Source organism: Paenalicyclobacillus ferrooxydans, assembly GCF_001399675.1.
Lineage (GTDB): Bacteria > Bacillota > Bacilli > Alicyclobacillales > Alicyclobacillaceae > Alicyclobacillus_B > Alicyclobacillus_B ferrooxydans.
The window spans coordinates 38,784-56,317 of record NZ_LJCO01000014.1; the positions used below are offsets into that span (position 1 = coordinate 38,784).

The 17,534-nt window shown below is 50.5% G+C and carries 15 protein-coding genes; 3 read left to right on the forward strand and 12 right to left on the reverse strand.

All coding sequences use genetic code 11. The annotated features are described in order from the left end of the window. The first annotated feature begins 2 nt into the window (after window positions 1-2). Entirely contained in the window at window positions 3-989 is a 987-nt protein-coding gene (locus tag AN477_RS03680; RefSeq protein WP_054967828.1) for a peptidylprolyl isomerase, read from the forward strand. A 59-nt stretch (window positions 990-1,048) separates the two neighbouring features. Here AN477_RS03680 and AN477_RS03685 read toward each other — a convergent pair whose 3' ends face one another. The 3 genes from AN477_RS03685 to AN477_RS03695 all read right to left on the reverse strand — a co-directional run bounded on the left by AN477_RS03685 (window position 1,049) and on the right by AN477_RS03695 (window position 4,481). Then, complete coding sequence (locus AN477_RS03685; protein ID WP_054967829.1) at window positions 1,049-3,124, reverse strand: transglycosylase domain-containing protein; 2,076 nt, start codon at window positions 3,122-3,124, stop codon at window positions 1,049-1,051. Window positions 3,125-3,222: 98 nt separating this feature from the next. Continuing rightward, window positions 3,223-3,900 (reverse strand): LrgB family protein, encoded by a 678-nt coding sequence (locus AN477_RS03690; protein WP_054967830.1) that lies wholly within the window; start codon window positions 3,898-3,900, stop codon window positions 3,223-3,225. Next, window positions 3,900-4,481, reverse strand: coding sequence for a CidA/LrgA family holin-like protein (locus tag AN477_RS03695; RefSeq protein ID WP_054967831.1), 582 nt, complete (start codon window positions 4,479-4,481; stop codon window positions 3,900-3,902). Before AN477_RS03695 ends, AN477_RS03690 begins: the two co-directional genes overlap by 1 nt. Before the next feature lie 110 nt (window positions 4,482-4,591). Here AN477_RS03695 and AN477_RS03700 point away from each other — a divergent pair, with 110 nt between their 5' ends. Further along, the gene (locus AN477_RS03700; protein ID WP_054967832.1) at window positions 4,592-5,506 is read left to right on the forward strand and encodes a LysR family transcriptional regulator; all 915 of its coding nucleotides are present in this window, start codon (window positions 4,592-4,594) and stop codon (window positions 5,504-5,506) included. Window positions 5,507-5,553: 47 nt separating this feature from the next. On the opposite strand, the gene AN477_RS03705 is transcribed toward AN477_RS03700, so the two are convergent. The 4 genes from AN477_RS03705 to AN477_RS03720 form a co-directional block, all read right to left on the reverse strand. Beyond that, on the reverse strand, window positions 5,554-7,302 hold the full coding sequence (locus AN477_RS03705) for a PAS domain-containing protein (RefSeq protein WP_054967833.1): 1,749 nt from the start codon (window positions 7,300-7,302) through the stop codon (window positions 5,554-5,556). Window positions 7,303-7,425: 123 nt separating this feature from the next. Beyond that, complete coding sequence (locus tag AN477_RS03710; protein ID WP_054967834.1) at window positions 7,426-8,421, reverse strand: NADPH:quinone reductase; 996 nt, start codon at window positions 8,419-8,421, stop codon at window positions 7,426-7,428. A 141-nt stretch (window positions 8,422-8,562) separates the two neighbouring features. Further along, window positions 8,563-9,990, reverse strand: coding sequence for a Re/Si-specific NAD(P)(+) transhydrogenase subunit beta (pntB, locus tag AN477_RS03715; RefSeq protein WP_054967835.1), 1,428 nt, complete (start codon window positions 9,988-9,990; stop codon window positions 8,563-8,565). Further along, complete coding sequence (locus tag AN477_RS03720; RefSeq protein ID WP_054967836.1) at window positions 9,991-11,550, reverse strand: Re/Si-specific NAD(P)(+) transhydrogenase subunit alpha; 1,560 nt, start codon at window positions 11,548-11,550, stop codon at window positions 9,991-9,993. Window positions 11,551-11,965: 415 nt separating this feature from the next. Between AN477_RS03720 and AN477_RS03725 the strand changes: the two genes are divergently transcribed. Next, window positions 11,966-12,682, forward strand: a complete 717-nt coding sequence (locus AN477_RS03725; RefSeq protein ID WP_054967837.1) for a glycosyltransferase family 2 protein — start codon at window positions 11,966-11,968, stop codon at window positions 12,680-12,682. A gap of 216 nt (window positions 12,683-12,898) precedes the next feature. Here the strand turns inward: AN477_RS03725 and AN477_RS03730 are convergent, their stop codons facing one another. The 5 genes from AN477_RS03730 to AN477_RS03750 form a co-directional block, all read right to left on the reverse strand. Next, the gene (locus tag AN477_RS03730) at window positions 12,899-13,609 is read right to left on the reverse strand and encodes an ABC transporter ATP-binding protein (protein WP_054967838.1); all 711 of its coding nucleotides are present in this window, start codon (window positions 13,607-13,609) and stop codon (window positions 12,899-12,901) included. Then, on the reverse strand, window positions 13,606-14,310 hold the full coding sequence (locus tag AN477_RS03735) for an ABC transporter ATP-binding protein (protein ID WP_054967839.1): 705 nt from the start codon (window positions 14,308-14,310) through the stop codon (window positions 13,606-13,608). Before AN477_RS03735 ends, AN477_RS03730 begins: the two co-directional genes overlap by 4 nt. Beyond that, on the reverse strand, window positions 14,276-15,223 hold the full coding sequence (locus AN477_RS03740; protein ID WP_054967840.1) for a branched-chain amino acid ABC transporter permease: 948 nt from the start codon (window positions 15,221-15,223) through the stop codon (window positions 14,276-14,278). Before AN477_RS03740 ends, AN477_RS03735 begins: the two co-directional genes overlap by 35 nt. Next, complete coding sequence (locus AN477_RS03745) at window positions 15,216-16,058, reverse strand: branched-chain amino acid ABC transporter permease (RefSeq protein WP_211265947.1); 843 nt, start codon at window positions 16,056-16,058, stop codon at window positions 15,216-15,218. Before AN477_RS03745 ends, AN477_RS03740 begins: the two co-directional genes overlap by 8 nt. 91 nt (window positions 16,059-16,149) lie before the next feature. Then, a complete protein-coding gene (locus AN477_RS03750; RefSeq protein ID WP_211265948.1) occupies window positions 16,150-17,385 on the reverse strand; it encodes an ABC transporter substrate-binding protein in 1,236 nt (411 codons plus the stop codon). Window positions 17,386-17,534: the final 149 nt, after the last annotated feature.

Sequence of the window (17,534 nt, forward strand, 5' to 3'; positions counted from 1 at the left end):
CTATGCGCATCAAAATGCCACGTTACATAGCCATGAGCATCGTCCCTATTTTGATTGCCCTGCCCTTGTCAGGATGCGGTCAGAGTACTGCAAACAAGCCCGTTGTTGTCGCGACGTACAGTGGCGGAACGGTGACCGAAACCGATATGAACCAGTATCTAAACGTGCTTTCTCTGGTCAATCCTCAGGCGAATACAAGCACGAATACCGTCAAGACACAGGTCTTGCAACAGTACATCGCCATCGATAGGATCCTTGCCAAAAAGGCTGCCCAAGCTGGATTCAAGTCGACCTCGACCACGGTTCAAAACGAAACCTCACAGTTTAAAACTCAGGTCGTCCAACAGGCTTATAACAACTCCACACAATCGTTCAACCAGAAAATGCAAAGCCTGAACCTGACTGACGCCTACGTCACGCAAACCATCAGCAGCGAACTCGCCGTCGAAGATTATGTAGCGAGCCTCATTCCAACGAGTGCGGTGAGCACATATTACAACCAACACCTAACCAGTTTTACAACCACGACGCAACGCGGCATTCTCGTCAAATCAAAAACGCAGGCGGAATCGATTTACAAGATGCTTCAGGCGGATCATAGTACGGCGAACTGGGACAAGCTGGCTAAGCAGTACTCACAAGACCCTGGCTCCAAAGACAACGGCGGGCTCTATTCCAACCAGCCTGCAAGTAACTGGGTCCCGCAGTATGCTCAAGCCGTTACTACGCAGCCGATTGGAAAGGTTGGACTCCCTTTCAATACGACGTATGGATGGTTCGTTGTGGAGGTCCTAAACCGTAAGGTACAACCACTCAGTTCCGTTGCATCTCAAGTAAAGAACCAAATGCTCTCAGATCCTACATCTAAATACGCGTTTAGCAACCTGGTGAATCAGACCGAGAAGCAGGCCAACATTAAGGTCACACTTCCAGCTTCCAGCTCGACGGCAAACTCAACTTCAAATTCAACTTCAAACTCAGGTTCCTAAGTGCCAGAGTAACCAACAGGCTCTGCCGCGAGGCAGAGCCTGTTTTCAATGCGTCACGCTCAACCGCCTTTTCTTCCCGGCCCGTGGTGGCGAGGCGGCCCCGGCGGATGCGGTCCGAAGATCGGAAGATGTGGAAGACCCGGAAGCCGTAGATGATGCGCCTGATGCCTCCGCGGACTCGGTTTTTGTCTTGGCGGCGGAGTCGTGACCGCTCTGGCCCCGCTCGCGGGATAGGGTCCAACAGCAAATTGTCCGCCAGGATACCCATTTTGGATGGCGAGACTTGTGATGCTTTGAAAGATCATAGCGGCGTTCGCAGACGGATCGAGCGGCGACATCGTTAAGTGATAAGCCGGAGTTGCATTGTCGTAGCCGATATAGACGGATCCGACGAGACTCGGCGTGTACCCATCGAACCACGCATTTCGCACCCAGTTGTTGTATCCGGTCAAGCCAGAGCTGTACTGTACCGTTCCGGTCTTCCCCGCTACTCCAACCCCGGGAATCTTCGCGGACGTGCCTGTTCCGTAATCGACCACATCCTGCAGCAGGCGGGTCATGGTGGTTGCTGTTCGTTGCGTCATCACTTGTTTGACGACCGGCGTGTAGTTGTATATAACGGTTCCGTCTTGATTGACCACTCTCGTAATCAGGTGTGCTCCAATCTGCGTTCCATGGTTGTCAAATCCCTCGTAGGCCTGCGCCATTTCGAGCGGATTCACACCGTTTTGCATGCCGCCAATCGCAATGCCGAGATGCTCTCGGTCCTTCGCGGTGATTGGGATACCATCGTTTTCAGCAAAGTTTGCCCCTGTATTGATGCCAATTTGTTGCAGCAGCCAGACGGAGGCCACGTTTTGTGACCACTGGAGTCCGTACTGCAAGGTCACCTTTGCCGGCCCAGATGGTCCTTCCCAGTTCTGCGGAGTGTACCCATCCCCAAAATTGTGCGGCTTGTTGTCAAGAACCGAACTCGGTTTCCATTTCCCGCTTTGAATCGCCGGTGCATACTCCATAATCGGTTTAATGGAGGACCCGGGTGAACTGTTGCTGTATATCCTGTCCATTCCAAGCGGTGTAAACCCCTGTTTGCGCGATCCCGCTGCGCCAAGGATGCCGCCCGTTTTCGGATCGACGAACACAGCCGACCCTTGCACCACCGTTCCCGTCGTCGGTCCCGGGAAATCGCCGCGGTAGTTCGTACTCCAAAAGACCTGGTGGACCGCCTTTTGCACCCGCGGATCAATGGTTGTGTAGATGCTTAAGCCGCCGCGAAGAATCTGTTCCTCGGAGATCCCCTGTTTGGCTGCGTAATCGAGCAAGAAGTTGGTGAACAGAGGATGCGTGTTCCAAGAATCACTCGAGATGGAGTGAAATGTGACTCCAAGCGGTTGCTTTTCCGCGGCACTCGCCACGGTTTGGCTGATGTAACCGTATTTGACCATGTTCTGCAAAACTTCGTTACGGCGTTCGAGCGCCGCTTTGGGATGCACAATCGGATCGTACGCGGTTGGAGCTTGCGGCAAACCGGCCAACAAGGCAGCTTCGCTCAGGGTTAGCTTGTTCGGGTTTTGCTTGATGTTGACACCAAAGTAGCGAAGGGCCGCTTGTTCGGCGCCGATGGTACTTTCGCCGAGGTACACCTTGTTCAGATACATGGCCACAATCTGCTGCTTCGTCAGGTACCTTTGCAACTCAATCCCCATCTCGATTTCCTTCACTTTGTAGGAAACCGTCCTGTTGTCGCTGAGATATAGGATCTTCGCCAACTGTTCAGGGATGGTGCTCGCACCCTGTGATGCTCGACCGGACGTAACGTCAACCAAGGCCGCACGGAAGAGGGCACGGATATCGAGGGGCGATCCGTTCCAAAAACTGTGATCCTCCGTCGCCACAATGGCATTCACCAGGTTCTGTGGGAGCTCGCTGTACGTCAGGTTAGAAGGAACGGTACCGATTTTCATGTAGACTTGGCCAGAACCATCGTACACAACAGTCTGACCTGGCGGGTCGGTGAAAGCGGCGGTATTGAGCGTTTGGCTCTTGATGTACCTTGAGAAGACAACCGCTCCACAGACCAGCAATACGGCAAAGGCAATCGCACTCGCAAACACAATCTTGAAAACGACCCTCATGCTGACCTCCGTGTATAGCGAAAATAGATCATCTTCTGCGATAAAACCTATATGCCAAAAAGGATTCGTTCAAACACTCGATTTTACGTCTCTGAAACTTAGTGCAGGAGCACATGACTGAGCAGCGGCATCAACACGACGGTCATGCATCCTGCTAAAATCATCGAGAGGCTCGCGATGGTGCCAGCCTCGTGGCTTTCTTCAAATGCTCGGGCCGTACCAATCCCGTGCGCACCCATGCCCATCAAGGTGCCTTGCCCAATCGGGGAGCGAATCCCCAGCCAGCGAATCAGTTGCGGGCCGACCAAGATGCCGATGATGCCGGTCATGAGGACAAACGTCGCGGTCAAGACCGGTACGCCGCCGATGTTCTGCGAGATCTCCATCGCAATCGGCGTAGTGACCGATCTCGGTGCAATACTATGCGCGATGGTACCGCCGAGGTCAAACCATCGGGCCAGTTCCACGGACGTGATGATGGCGATGAGCGATCCCGATGCGATGCTCAGCAGAATGTTCTTCACGTGCCGTCGAAACAGAGCAAAGTTGCGGTAGAACGGGATCGCGAAAGCAACGGTGGCAGGTTGCAGTGCATCAGTCAGGTACTGGCTGCCTTTCATGTAAGTGTTGTAGGGGATGTGCGTCAGGAGCAGAATAATGACAACAGCCAGGAAGCTGGTCAACATCGGTTGCAGCAACACAAACCGCCAACGGCGATAGACACGTTGGCTGAGCAGGAAAACCAGGATAGTCCCAAGGAAACACAAAAGTGCCATCACTCCGCCTCCCTCCCAACCATCGGACGTGCACTCTCGCGGTGAGAGGCGCCCTGTCGCGAAGACTCAACCGGACGGTGGGAATCGCCCAACTGTGGGGATAGACTCTTTTGTAAAGATGCTACCCGCTGTGCGGATGCGCTAGCGACGTCAGCGTCCAACGAGGCGGTCTGGATCCGGTGCTGCCGTTTTGCCAGCCGCTCCGCGAGAAATCCGGTCCAGCCCATCACCATCACGATGCTGATGAGAATCAGCCCAACGAGGCGTACGCCGTCAACACGAACCATGTGCCCGTACTGGACAATCCCGACAGCGGCCGGGATAAAAAACAACAGCAAGTTGGAGAGCAGAAAGTCCCCGCCTTTTTCCACCCACGACAACTTGATGACCTTGAACTTCAGGAGCAGGAAGAGTGCCACAAATCCGATGATGCTGCCCGGAATCGGAGAGTGCACGATATTTGCAACCGCGTTTGTTGCGGCGGAGATCCCCCACAATAATGCGACTTGAACCACAATCTTTAGCCAGTTAAAATACCGATTTGACCCTAATGGACGGAACTGAATAAGTTTCCGCAGCATTTCATTACCTCACGGTTTACATGATTTTTAAGTTCACTCATTAGGGTATGTTTGATGAAATGAAGAGTCCAATATATAATTCATACGCAACTAAGTCGTAAGGCGACTTAATGTGGGGATGGGCATATAGGAGGTGTGTCGTTACGGAACTTCGACACCTGGAATACTTCGTGGCGGTAGCAGAAGAGTTGAATTTCGCGAAAGCCGCTTTGCGACTGCAGATGACGCAACCGCCGCTCAGCCAGCAAATCCTTCAACTCGAACGGGAACTTGGCGTCCAGTTGTTCTTTCGCACCAAACGAAAGGTTGAGTTGACTGCGGCGGGTGCAGTGTTTCTCGTGGAGGCACGGGCTATCCTAAAACGGGTCGACCACGCTGCAGACCTTGCTCGCCGCGCGGATTCCGGCGAGATCGGGGAACTCTCGATCGGCTTCGTCGGATCGGCCACCTACGACGTCCTACCCGTCGTCGTACGTGAATATCAGAGACGTTATCCAGGCGTGCATCTGTCCCTGACGGAGATGTCCACACCGCTTCAAGTCGAGTCATTGGCACGCGGAGATATTGACATTGGCGTCCTGCGCCCGCCGGTTTCAAGCGGCCTCGAAGCCCTCACAGTGCAGTCTGCACGCTGTGTGCTCGCCATCCCGCAAGGGCATCCGCTTGCGCAATCAGATACGATTTCGCTCCACGACACGGCCACGGTTCCGTACGTGCTCCTGTCGCGGAAGACATGGGCAGGACTATACGACGATATCGTGAGCCTCTGTAACCAGAGCGGCTTTGCACCAAATATCGCTCAGGAAGCACTCGAGTTTCAGACCGTAATTGGGCTTGTGGCCGCGGGTATCGGGATTGCATTTGTCCCGCCGTCCTCGCAAAACCTGCACGCCCGTGATGTCGTGTACCGGACAGTGGAGGATGTAGCGCCGATGGCCGCCATGGGTATTGCGTGGCGGACTGGGGATTCTTCCGCGCTCGTGCGAAACTTCGTCGATATTGGAGCCGCTTGGGAGAAATTCTAGAGAGAAACGTTAGACGCCCGTATCTCAGTCCGTTAGCGTGTAACGATTTAGACAGGGTTCGGTTGCATGGGTAAGATAATCGTAACGGTCGTACCGACCCCCACTTCGCTAGATATATCAATGCGCCCACGGTGCGCTTGGATGATCTTCTGGCTCACCATGAGCCCTAATCCTGTACCACCATCTTTTGTGGTGTAAAAAGGCTCTCCCAATCGGTTAATTGTATCCTGGGAAATGCCAACCCCTTGATCAACCACTTGGATTTCAGCAAATTCTCCTGTCTGTTCCGTCCGTAATGTGATGGTACCGCCATTTGTCATCGCCTCGATGGCATTCTTAACGACATTTACTAAAACTTGCTTGAGTTGATTTGGCTCGCAGTTTACCACCGTTTCGTAATGCAGCTCACTGCGAAATTCCACGTTGTGCAACAGCGTTTGTGCACCCAAAAGGGCTAGTACCTCATGAATCAAACCTTCAATGACAATCGGTTTGGTAACGTAAACTTGAGGCTTGGCTAACACAAGCAACTCGTCAACGATATTAGAAATACGGTATAACTCGGTCATCATGATGCCGCAATATCGCCTTTCTGTGTCTCCAGCTTTGTAATTCAATAGCTGCATGAAACCCTGCACAACGGTTAAGGCATTCCGTATCTCGTGCGCGAAGCCTGCGGCTAGTTGTCCTAAAACAGCTAACTTTTCAGAGCGGATCAGCATCTCGTCCGTCTTCTGCTTCTCAGTGATATCCTGACACGTTCCGAACAACCGGAGCGGTTCACCAGCCGAATCAAAGTATGCCTGTCCCACCACATGTAAAGTGCAAGACTCGCCATCTGGCCGGAGAATACGATATTCAAAATCCAATTCAAGGCCCTGTAAAGCGCGAAGAATGGACTGATGCACTGCGGCGCGATCGTCAGGATGGACTAAAGAAAGGAAACCTTCATACGTTCCACCAAAATCTGAAGGATGCCGTCCCATAATGGTACATGTTTCGTCAGACCAAAACAGATCGTTTTTGGCAACATCCCAATCCCAGTGGCCCAGCTTGGCGAGCCTCTGTGCTAATTTGAGATTATCTTTGCTGCGTTTCAGATCCTCTAGTGATTGGGTGTACGCCGTAATGTCCTTGATACAACCTAAAACGCTCCGCAGTGTATCTCCTTCCACTTCTAGTTCGCCACGGGCATGAACCCATCGAACCTCTCCATCCGGTCTTACCACTCGATACTGGACATCATAGACAGTTCCAGAGTCAGCATTGTTCATCGACTGTCGCACCTTTTCGACGTCTCCTGGATGAACACATTTATCAAGAAACTCGCGAACGAGGAGATATTCCCGAGGTTCAAGGCCGCAGATGCGGAACATCTCTTCCGACCAGTAAAGCCTTCCACTCCGAATATCTCGTTCCCAAGTACCCACCTGTCCTAACTGTTGTGAACGCTCCAGCCGATACTCACTCGTCTTTCTATCCCTGATGTCTCGGATAACGAGCGCAGTTTGGGCACCATCTAACGGCATCAGTGAAACAAGAACGGGGAACTTGCGTTTGTCTCTGTCATATGCAACCGTTTCGATCTGCGCCTTATGACCACCTAATTTGGTCACGCTAATCACTCGAGAGACGGGCTGACCCAACATCTCGGTATCTGAGTACCCAAAAATCGTTTCCGCACTTTGGTTCCAATACAGAATGTGCTCTCCCGAATCAACCACGACAACAGCATCGCTCAGGCTATCTACGATGGAGAAGAACGTATCGGAAGATAGGGCGGATTGGATGTTCACAGCACAGCCTCCACACAGAGAGTCGGAATTTAAACAAACATGTCTGATAATGTTGAATATAGCGTATTTATACAAATGTGAATAGAGGGATGTTCGGCATAGTGCTAGCCCCGATTCAGTGCCCTATTTGGCTCCCAAGTCGTTTCGCAACACGATTTTCCCGTGTGCACCCTTTTGGTTGATGATATCAATATGGGCCTGAGCCGCCTTCTCAAGTGGATACTCCTCGGCGATAACAGGCGTAATTGTTCCAGCCTCGAGCGCCGCAGCAACCCCGTAGATACTTGCCGTGTACTCACAATCAGGTGCATTCCAGAGCGCCGTGCCAAGGACGTCTGCCTCTTTAATCATGGCCAGTCTTGGCGTTAACTCGACACTTCCCCGGCTCCCAACAACCACGACTCGCCCGTACTGTGCCAGGACCTTCAAGTCCTCTTCCAGGTTTGCATTCGCCAGCATCTCGACGATTACATCCACTCCGTGTCCATTCGTGAGGGCCGGAATTTTGTCGAGATAGCCTTCGCTCGAATGATTCAACACCTCGTGCGCACCGTTTTGGCGAATCAATGCCAACCCATCCGCGGACCCTGCCGTTCCAATCACATGAGCACCGTAGGCACGTGCAAGCTGAACCGTCAATAGTCCGACGCCCCCGCTTGCCCCGTGTACGAGCACCGTCTCCCCAGGCTGGATTCGAGCTCGCTGAAACAGTGCCCGGTAGGCAGTCAGACTTGGCACTCCAATGGCAGCACCTTGACTGAAAGATAATGATTCAGGAAGCGGGTGCACTGCATCGGCGTCACAAACAACCATGTCTGCGTATGTACCCGTATTTCTCTTCGCCAATATCGCAGCCACAAAGATTCTGTCACCGGGGCGCAACCTTGTGACCCCGTCCCCCACCTTGTCCACAATCCCCGCACCGTCAAAACCAGGGGTATAGGGCAGGTCCGGTTTTAAAAACGCGTAGGTGCCTGTGCGGATATAGGTCTCCGCAGGGTTAATGCCTGCCGCATGGAGACGAACCCGTACTTCGTTCAGACCTGGTTCAGGAACAGGCAAATCTACTACCTGTAAAACGTCTGCCTCACCAAAACTAGACATTTGTATCGCTCGCACAGTTTTTCCTCCTTTGTTATGTCGCGAATGACCCGACTCCTAAGGAACGCACAGTGCCAGAAGCAAATAACCCTCTGGGACTGTGCGCCTTGGTTTCCTCAATCAAATATACACCAGCGCTCGTAACAGCTCACGAGGACGTTACGATATCTTGGCTGCTGCCTCCGCGCCAATCGCATTCAGAACAGCCTGAACGGACGTTTTTGCATCGCCGAAGCACATGGATGTATTCTCTTTGAAGAAGAGTGGGTTTTGAACACCGGAATACCCGGTATTCATCGAACGCTTGAAGACGACTACATTTTGTGCCTTCCATACTTCAAGCACAGGCATACCGGCAATTGGACTCGAGGGAACCTCTTGCGCAGAAGGGTTCACGGTGTCATTCGCGCCGATCACAAGCACGGTATCTGTCTCCGGGAAGTCATCATTAATTTCATCCATTTCCAGCACAATATCATATGGAACCTTTGCCTCGGCCAAAAGAACGTTCATATGACCCGGCAAACGACCTGCAACCGGATGAATGCCAAAGCGGACATTGATCCCCATGCCGCGAAGTGCTCTCGTGATTTCAGCGACTGGGTACTGAGCCTGCGCCACAGCCATTCCATAACCCGGCGTAATAATCACGGAAGTGGATTGTTTCAGCATTTCTGCAACGTCTTCCGGACTGATTTCGCGGTACTCACCCATCTCGTCATCACTTGTGAGAGCGGCGCCTTCATTGCCAAACCCGCCAAGTATCACGGAAATAAAGGAGCGGTTCATCGCTTTACACATAATATAGGAAAGGATGGCCCCAGAAGACCCTACTAAAGCTCCGGTAACAATGAGCAGATTATTGGATAGCATAAAGCCGGCCGCAGCGGCTGCCCAGCCTGAATACGAGTTCAACATCGAGATCACGACGGGCATATCCGCTCCACCAATGGATGCAACCAGGTGTAAGCCAAAGAATAAAGCGATAACCGTCATGACAGACAGGTAAATCAACGCACTGCCGGTTCCACCCGTTACGATAAACAACACCATCAAGACAACGGATGCAATCACAGCTGCCAGGTTCAGCTTGTGCTTGTGCGGAAGCGAAAGTGCCCTGGAGTTGATTAAGCCATGCAGCTTCCCAAACGCCACAACTGACCCGGTAAACGTAACTGCCCCGATGAAAATCCCGAGGACAATTTCAGTCAACTGAATATTCAAGACAGCCCCGCGTGTTGTTGCCTCGACACCGGTGTAAATCCGAATGAAGTTGTTATAACCGACAAGGACTGCTGCCAGTCCGACAAAGCTGTGCAGAATGGCTACCAACTCAGGCATTTGTGTCATTTCTACTTTCAGCGCCAACCGAATGCCAATGAAGGCTCCAATCAGCAGCGCAACAGCGATGTAAATATAACTGTGGACATTAACGCTGAGAATGGTGGCCACTAAGGCGATTCCCATCCCAACCATGCCAAATTTATTTCCGTTTCTAGCCGTTTCTTGTTTTGACAGATTCGCTAGACTCAAGATAAACAAGAGTGCTGCAATCACGTATGCAGCTGTTACTAAACCTGTAGACACTTAGCGCCCCCCCTGTTCTTTGCTAAACATTTTTAACATCCGTTGGGTGACCGTAAAGCCGCCGAAAATGTTCACAGATGCGATTAAGATACCAACGAAGGAGATAATTTTGACTGACATGATAGGACTGCCGACCTGTAACAATGCACCGGTCAAGATAATCCCCGAGATGGCATTTGTCACAGACATGAGCGGCGTATGCAAGGAATGCGTGACATTCCAGACCACGTAGTAGCCCACCACCACAGCCAGTGCAAACACGGTGAAGTGAGCTAAGAACTCTGGCGGAGATACATAACTGATAAGCCCAAACAGCAGAATTCCGGCAACTCCAAAGATGTATTTAAGATTCGAAGGCTTTTTCTCTGCCTTCGCTGTTGAGTCAGACGTCTCCACTTTCTCATTTGCCGATGTTTTCGGGGCAGCCGAGACGCTAATCGGCGGAGGAGGAAACGTGATGTCACCGTTGTGAATCACACTCATATTACGCAGGACCACGTCATCAAAATTGATGTCGATGTTCCCATCCTTTTCTTTGCAAAGCAATTTCGCCAGATTCAGTAGATTTGTCGCATACATTTCTGACGATTGACCAGGCAGTCGTGCAGGAAGGTCGGTATAACCAACAACCTTTACGCCCGAGTCTGTCACGTGGAGTTCCCCAGGCACCGTGTACTCACAGTTTCCGCCAGCCGCAGCGGCCATATCAATAATCACAGAACCTGGTTTCATACTGTCTACCATGTCTTTGGTAATCAGCTTCGGTGCCGGTCTTCCAGGGATGAGTGCCGTCGTGATGATGATGTCGACTTCTTTCGCCTGTTGTGCAAACAGCGCCATCTCAGCTTTAATAAACTCATCCGACATGACCTTGGCATAACCGCCAGACGTCGAGCCGTCTTCATCACTTTCAAAATTCAGCTTCAGGAATTGACCACCCATGGATTCGATTTGTTCGGCCACTTCAAGACGTGTATCGAATGCACGAACCATTGCCCCCAGTGAATTGGCAGTTCCAATCGCAGCCAAACCAGCGACCCCAGCACCAATGACCAGAACCTTTGCGGGAGGTACTTTCCCGGCGGCCGTAATCTGCCCTGCAAAGAAACGGCCAAACAGATGCGTTGCTTCCACAACCGCTCTGTAGCCCCCAATGTTCGCCATCGAGGAGAGCGCATCCATCGACTGCGCTCGCGAAATCCTTGGCACCATATCCATCGCCAAGACGTTGATGTTCTTTTCAGAAAGTCGTTTCACTAACTCTGGATTCTGTGCTGGATACAAGAAACTTACGAACGTACATCCGTCTTGAATCTTCGTGACTTCTGTTTCACTTGGCGGATTCACCTTGTAGATGAGATCCGATTCCCAAACCACACTGTCGTTCACGACTTCTGCTCCTGCTGCAGCGTACATCGCATCAGTGAAACTCGCCAGCGCACCCGCACCAGATTCAACCGCAACTTCGAATCCCAGTTTCCTCAACTGGTCGACGGTTTTTGGGGTTGCTGCAACCCTTGTTTCGCCAGATAGGCTTTCTTTCGGTATACCAATTCTCACACCATCTCAACTCCAACTTCTTAGGCATTTATCTTGATGTCAAATTGTAACCGAAAAATAAATTACAAATCAAACTTTTTAGAACATTCACGCATAAAAAGTGACTTGATTCTAGATTTGCCTAGTACTTTAACCGCACAAATCACCCAAAACGTGGACACCTTGTCATAGCCCATCTGCCCAGTCCACGAAGGCACATCTGTCTTCCGTACATATCAACGGGACGTTCACACAAGGTATGTGCCGCTACGGGTTTACTGTGCGGTCATAAACTAAGGCGTGCCGAAACAATACAAGAACTCGTTGAAAATCATACCCTTTCGCAGATAACTCCGGATAACTGAGGGATAGTTTGCCACCGAAGGAAAAACCCGAAGACCTCGTAAGAGGCACAATTGAGCGCTGGAGGACAAACATGGAGAATAATGGACTACTTTCACAAGGTGTTTCCATTATGACTTGCACAAAGAGAGCCGGTTATATCCAACATCTGTTGAATAATTACAGTAGACAGATGTGGCCCCAAAAAGAACTCATCGTTATTTTAAACAATGACCAACTAAGTCTAAATCGATATAGACGAGCAGCTAAACGGTACAAGAATGTTTCCATCTATCAATTGCCGCAGGGCTGGTCCCTTGGCAGGTGCCTCAACTTCGCGGTTCGTAAATCAAAGTACAATTATGTTGCGAAGTTTGATGATGACGACTACTATGCCCCGCGATACATCTCAGAGACCATGCGAGCTTTTCGACGCGCCAAAGCTGCGGTAGTAGGCAAACTTACGATATATACGTATCTGCAACATCGCAAACTGTTGCTTCTACGGTATCCAAACAAGGAAAACCGATATGTCCATCGTATTGGAGGTGGAACAATCGCATTCAAGAAGTCGGTGTTTCAATTCGCCAAGTTTCCGGATGTCTCCCTAGGTGAAGATGTTGGCTTCCAACAACGGTGTAGAGCGAACGGATGTAAGATTTACTCAACGAGCCGGTATAACTTCGTGGGCGTAAGAAGACAGAACAACAGTGGTCATACATGGAAAGTGTCCGATAGACAGCTCATGGCAAACAGCAGAATCGTCGCGAAGACCACAGATTACCGACCATTCGCGGAGCGTCCCACCTGAGCTGAGAATGCCAAGGTTACGCATACCCAGCCGAGTCCTACTGGCAACGCGTATGCAAGGCGCACAAATGGCAAGGTGCCCGCAACTGCGGGCACCTCTTGGAAGCGTCGAATGACACCGTTGTCTGTAAGACGGATGCGGCACACCTGCAAATGATACGTAAACACCAGCAACCACTTGGCGTTTATACCGCTCCTCGTTTTACTTTCTGCTCCGTCAATGTACACCGAAATACGCTTTGCTGATGGCGTCACTCTCTTGAAGTTCCGCTACCGTACCGGTGAAGGTGATTTCTCCGCCATCCAGGACGAAAACGTGATCCGCGATGTCGAGAAATTTCACGTTTTGCTCAGCGATTAAGAACGCGGAGCCAAACTCCTTTTTAAATTCCTTGACCAGCGAGATGACCTGATTCACAAAAAGTGGTGACAGCCCTGCGGAGGGTTCATCCATTAGCACCAACTTCGGCTGACTGATGAGCGCCCGCGCCATGCCCAGCATCTTTCGTTGTCCACCGCTGAGACTGCCTGCGAGTTCCTTCCTCTTTTCTTTGAGATCAGGGAATTTTTCATACATGTAGGCCACTTTATCTTTCAAGTCACTGTGATGCAGAAAGAATCCACCGAGCTTTAGATTTTCGTGGATACTCAAGTTTGGTAGAACGCCGAACTCGGAAAAATAGGCAATACCTTTGCGAATCTTCGCTTCAGGTTTATCTTTTGTAACATTGTTCCCGTCGATGAAGACTTCCCCGCTCATTGGAGAAATGATACCGAGTGTGGACTTCAGCAGTGTTGTTTTTCCCGCACCATTTGCCCCCAACAGGACAGCGGTGACCCCCTGGTCCACGGACAAAGACACACGATTCAAAACCTGCATCCCTTCGTAGCCGGAAGAGAGGCTTTGAATAGATAAAATTTCACTCATACCGCGTCACCTCCCAAGTAAACTTGATTGACGAGCGGGTCTTTTGAAGCACTCTCGAGATCTCCTTCAAAAATTTGCTTTCCTGCGTTCATGACAATGACGCGTTTGGTGAGTGCATGCACAAAGCTGAGCAAATGCTCAACCACGATAATGGAAACGCCTTGCTCGCTTAAATGCAACAACTTCGTCGTCATGGATTCGGTTTCTTCAGGGTTTAACCCGGCGGCCAATTCATCCACAAGCAGCAACTTCGGACCTGTCGCAAGTGCACGAGCTAAGTCAAGCGTCTTTTGTTGAGCAGTGTTGAGCGTTCCTGCGTTTCGCCCCATGATGCCTTGAAGTTCCAAAAATTCTACCGGATCAACTTGCGGCTTGTGCTTTGCATGGGCCAACGCAACGTCAATGTTTTCTTTAACCGTCAGTGAATGAAAACACTTCGGTATTTGGTACGTTCGATTGATGCCGATGTTTGAAATCTTATAGGAAGGCATTGTATGAATCATTTTGCCGTCAAATTCGACCGTTCCGCCATCAGCAGCGTAAATCCCAGAAAGTACATTGATACATGTCGTTTTTCCGGAACCATTTGGGCCTACGAGCCCCAAAATTTCTCCCTGCTTCAATTCAAAAGAGAGACCGTTCACGGCGTAAAACCCACCAAACCGCTTAGAAATTTGGTCGACTTTCAAGAACGCGCCCATGCGCTCGCCTCCCTCTTTTGAACAATGACAACACACCGTTTGGCAGGAACATCACCAAGATCACGATCAAGACGCCATAGGCCAATTGGAAGTATTGCGGCGTAGAGACCCCAATCACGTTGTAAATGCCGTAAAGGATAATTGTTCCGATGACAGGACCGAAAATTGTGCCCTGTCCGCCAAAGAGCATAAAGACAATCGCAAAAATTCCGATGCTCACATCGAAAACGGAACTCGGATAAAAAAAGGAAATGAACCAAGCGTAAATGGCCCCGCAAAGTCCGGCGATAGCCGCACTAGCAAGCCACACGAGCATACGGTTGCGCACAACATTGACCCCGGACATCGCTACACTGACAGAGTCGTCACGCATGGCCTGCAATGACAGACCAAAGCTGGAACGCTTGACCCAGATGATTCCGACCATGACAACCAACAGCACCGCGAGCATCACGTAATAACTGGCCGTTTGATTAAAGTACTGGCTGATATCGACACCATCGCCGCCGCCGGTAATACCTTGTAAGTGCGAGTTCGCGACGATCCCGTAGATGACCTGCGAGGTCGCCAGATTGCCGATTGCGAAATAGGCACCCGACAGACGCAGGAGCGGCGACAAAATTACACCGACGAGGGAGGTAAACAAGACCCCAAAAATCAAGGCTAGTACAATCGGGAAATGCAAATGTTGCAGCGCGATTGAAAATCCATATGCCCCTGCTCCGAAAAAACCGACGTAACCAAAGGGCATGTACCCTGTTAAACCGTACAGCAAGTTCACGCCTTGTGACAAAACCATGTACATCGCCATCATGAACAATATGGTCAGATTGGAGTAAAAATGGGGCAACGCCACAAACGCGAGCACCAATACCAAACTGATGGAAAGGTCGATAGTGGTCTGTTTACGCATGCCTTACCCCTCTTCCTAAAATACCACTGGGTCGAATCAATAAAATTAAAATCAACAGCACATAAGGCGCAATGCTCGCCCAAGAAGGCAGATAGGTTTGCATCAGCATCATCGAAATCCCGTACACCAGGCCCCCGAAAATGGTACCAATGGGGTTGCCTAGCGATCCAATAACAATGATGGCAAAGGAAATCGTCGTTAGGTCTGTGCCGGTTGTGGGGTCTACGCCTCCAACAACGAACGGCGCAAATACACCCGCCACCGCGGCGAGTCCAATGCCAATACCAAAGGCAAGGGAAGAATAGCGATGGATGGAAATGCCGTTAGCTGCAGCTTCATCGCGGCTGCCCATGATGGCACGAATGGCGGTGCCGGGTTTCGTTTTGTAAATGAAGAAAAACATCAACGCGAGCAGCACTAGGCTTACAACGAACGGCACGAATAGATAGGATGGGTATGCTTGATGGAACAGTTCCAGGCTCGGACCAAACATATTCACGTTAAATGACACAGGATTTACACCAAATGCCATTGTTGCAAGTGCTTCGATAACTTGTGAAACGCCAAAAAACAAGATGAGCGACAACATCTCAGGGTCTTTGGATTGCACCAATCGCGGTACGAATCCAAAATAAATGAGCATGCCAAGAAGCGCAAAAACCACAAATTCAATCAGGACCGAAACGATTGGGTTAATGTGCCATAACTGATAGGAAACATAGGCACCGAAAGCACCAAGCATCAAAAAGTCGCCATGTGCCAAGTTGACGACCTTCATGACACCAAAGATCAGATTTAGACCAAGCCCTACCAACGCGTAGAACAGCCCAATCAAGATGCCTGCAATGATCGCGTATAAAATGTTGAATCCCTCCCTTAAAAAACGGTGGCTGCTTTAGACAGCCACCGTCGGTAGAAAAGTGAGCTTAGTTGGCGTCAACGACCATACTGAGTTTTCCGTTTTGGTAAACAAAGTGACCGGTCGGAAGTGCTTCGCCAACTTGTGCACCTTCCGAATTAATTTGGAAGTTGCCGTCGAGCGTTGTAATCTTGCCAGAGAAGGTATCCACCGCGGCACGGAGGTTTGACTGACTCAAACTCTTTGCACTCTCAAGTGTGTGTTGAATGATAAGCCCGGTATTGTAACCTGCCACGTCGAGGAAGTTAATGGGACCCGTAGGATGACCTGGCAGTGAACTTTCTGCTGACTTAAAGGCGGATTCAAACTGTGTCAGGTTCATGCCGTAATTCACATTTTGCACGTTAATGAACGGCGGCGTCGGATAAGTCGATACGCCCGCAAGTCCAGAGGCGCCAAACTGACTTTCAAAGATGGCAGGCAGCTGACCTGGGAAAATGGTGAACACAATCGGCACTTTCACGCCAGAAGCCTTATAAGCTTGCAAGAACGCCGTGTCGTTCGGCTGATAGCCAAGTTCAATGATGGCACCTGGATTTTTCTGATCGATGTTATGAACGATCGTGGTGTAGTTCGAGGTGCTCGTTGGTACTGATTCGTCTATCATCGGCTTAATTCCCGCCTTTGCCAATTGCGAAACGACGGTGTTATTCTGCGTGCCGTCGAAGTCGTTATCGGCGTAGACAATCGCGATATTTTTCGTGTTGTTTTTAATCAAATCCTGAGCGAGCGAATCTGCCCAGAGGGTGGATTCTTGCAAGGACGTCAAGACGATGTACTTGTTCGTAGGTGTGAAGAAGTTTGAACCCGTCCCGGATTGGTCAAACAGGACCACCTTGTGTTCCTGGGCTATCGGCACAGCAGGTGCGGTCAAGACCGAGCCAAAGTCCGTGACAAGGACGTTTACCTTATCTTGTGTGATAAGCTGATTGTATTCAGTCGTTGCGGTTGTTGCGTTGCTCTGGTCATCCATCGAAACAATCTTTACTTTTTCCTTTTTTCCATTCGAGAGCGTCACGCCGCCCTGTGCATTCACTTGGTTGGCCCAAAATGTTAAACCAGCGTATTCCGGCATCGACGAGGTAGCATAAGATCCTGTCGACGCGTAAAGTGTACCGATTGTAATTACATTACTCGATGATGACCCGTTGCTCCCTGAAGCGCCGCTGACTGTACCACAGCCTGCCACTAGGGCTGCGAGTCCCACTGCTGAAACAACGCTGACAAGAACTTTGTTTTTCATATCCATAACAACCCCCTCTAGAATCGATGACAGCGTTTTCTAGCATCTCTGTCATAACTCTGAACCACTGCCATAGTTCGATATTTTCGATGATACTGAAAACCAGCGGGGATGATAGGTTTGTGATGAAACTGACGATTTTGTTTATT

What these genes read in the sequence shown, in the direction of transcription:
- AN477_RS03680 (WP_054967828.1), top strand. Translation starts at nt 3, where the DNA reads ATGCGCATCAAAATGCCACGTTACATAGCCATGAGCATCGTCCCTATT.
- AN477_RS03730 (WP_054967838.1), bottom strand. Translation starts at nt 13,609, where the DNA reads ATGAGTGAAATTTTATCTATTCAAAGCCTCTCTTCCGGCTACGAAGGG.
- AN477_RS03740 (WP_054967840.1), bottom strand. Translation starts at nt 15,223, where the DNA reads ATGCGTAAACAGACCACTATCGACCTTTCCATCAGTTTGGTATTGGTG.
- AN477_RS03735 (WP_054967839.1), bottom strand. Translation starts at nt 14,310, where the DNA reads ATGGGCGCGTTCTTGAAAGTCGACCAAATTTCTAAGCGGTTTGGTGGG.
- AN477_RS03725 (WP_054967837.1), top strand. Translation starts at nt 11,966, where the DNA reads ATGGAGAATAATGGACTACTTTCACAAGGTGTTTCCATTATGACTTGC.
- AN477_RS03750 (WP_211265948.1), bottom strand. Translation starts at nt 17,385, where the DNA reads ATGAAAAACAAAGTTCTTGTCAGCGTTGTTTCAGCAGTGGGACTCGCA.
- AN477_RS03690 (WP_054967830.1), bottom strand. Translation starts at nt 3,900, where the DNA reads ATGGCACTTTTGTGTTTCCTTGGGACTATCCTGGTTTTCCTGCTCAGC.
- AN477_RS03695 (WP_054967831.1), bottom strand. Translation starts at nt 4,481, where the DNA reads ATGCTGCGGAAACTTATTCAGTTCCGTCCATTAGGGTCAAATCGGTAT.
- AN477_RS03685 (WP_054967829.1), bottom strand. Translation starts at nt 3,124, where the DNA reads ATGAGGGTCGTTTTCAAGATTGTGTTTGCGAGTGCGATTGCCTTTGCC.
- AN477_RS03700 (WP_054967832.1), top strand. Translation starts at nt 4,592, where the DNA reads ATGTGGGGATGGGCATATAGGAGGTGTGTCGTTACGGAACTTCGACAC.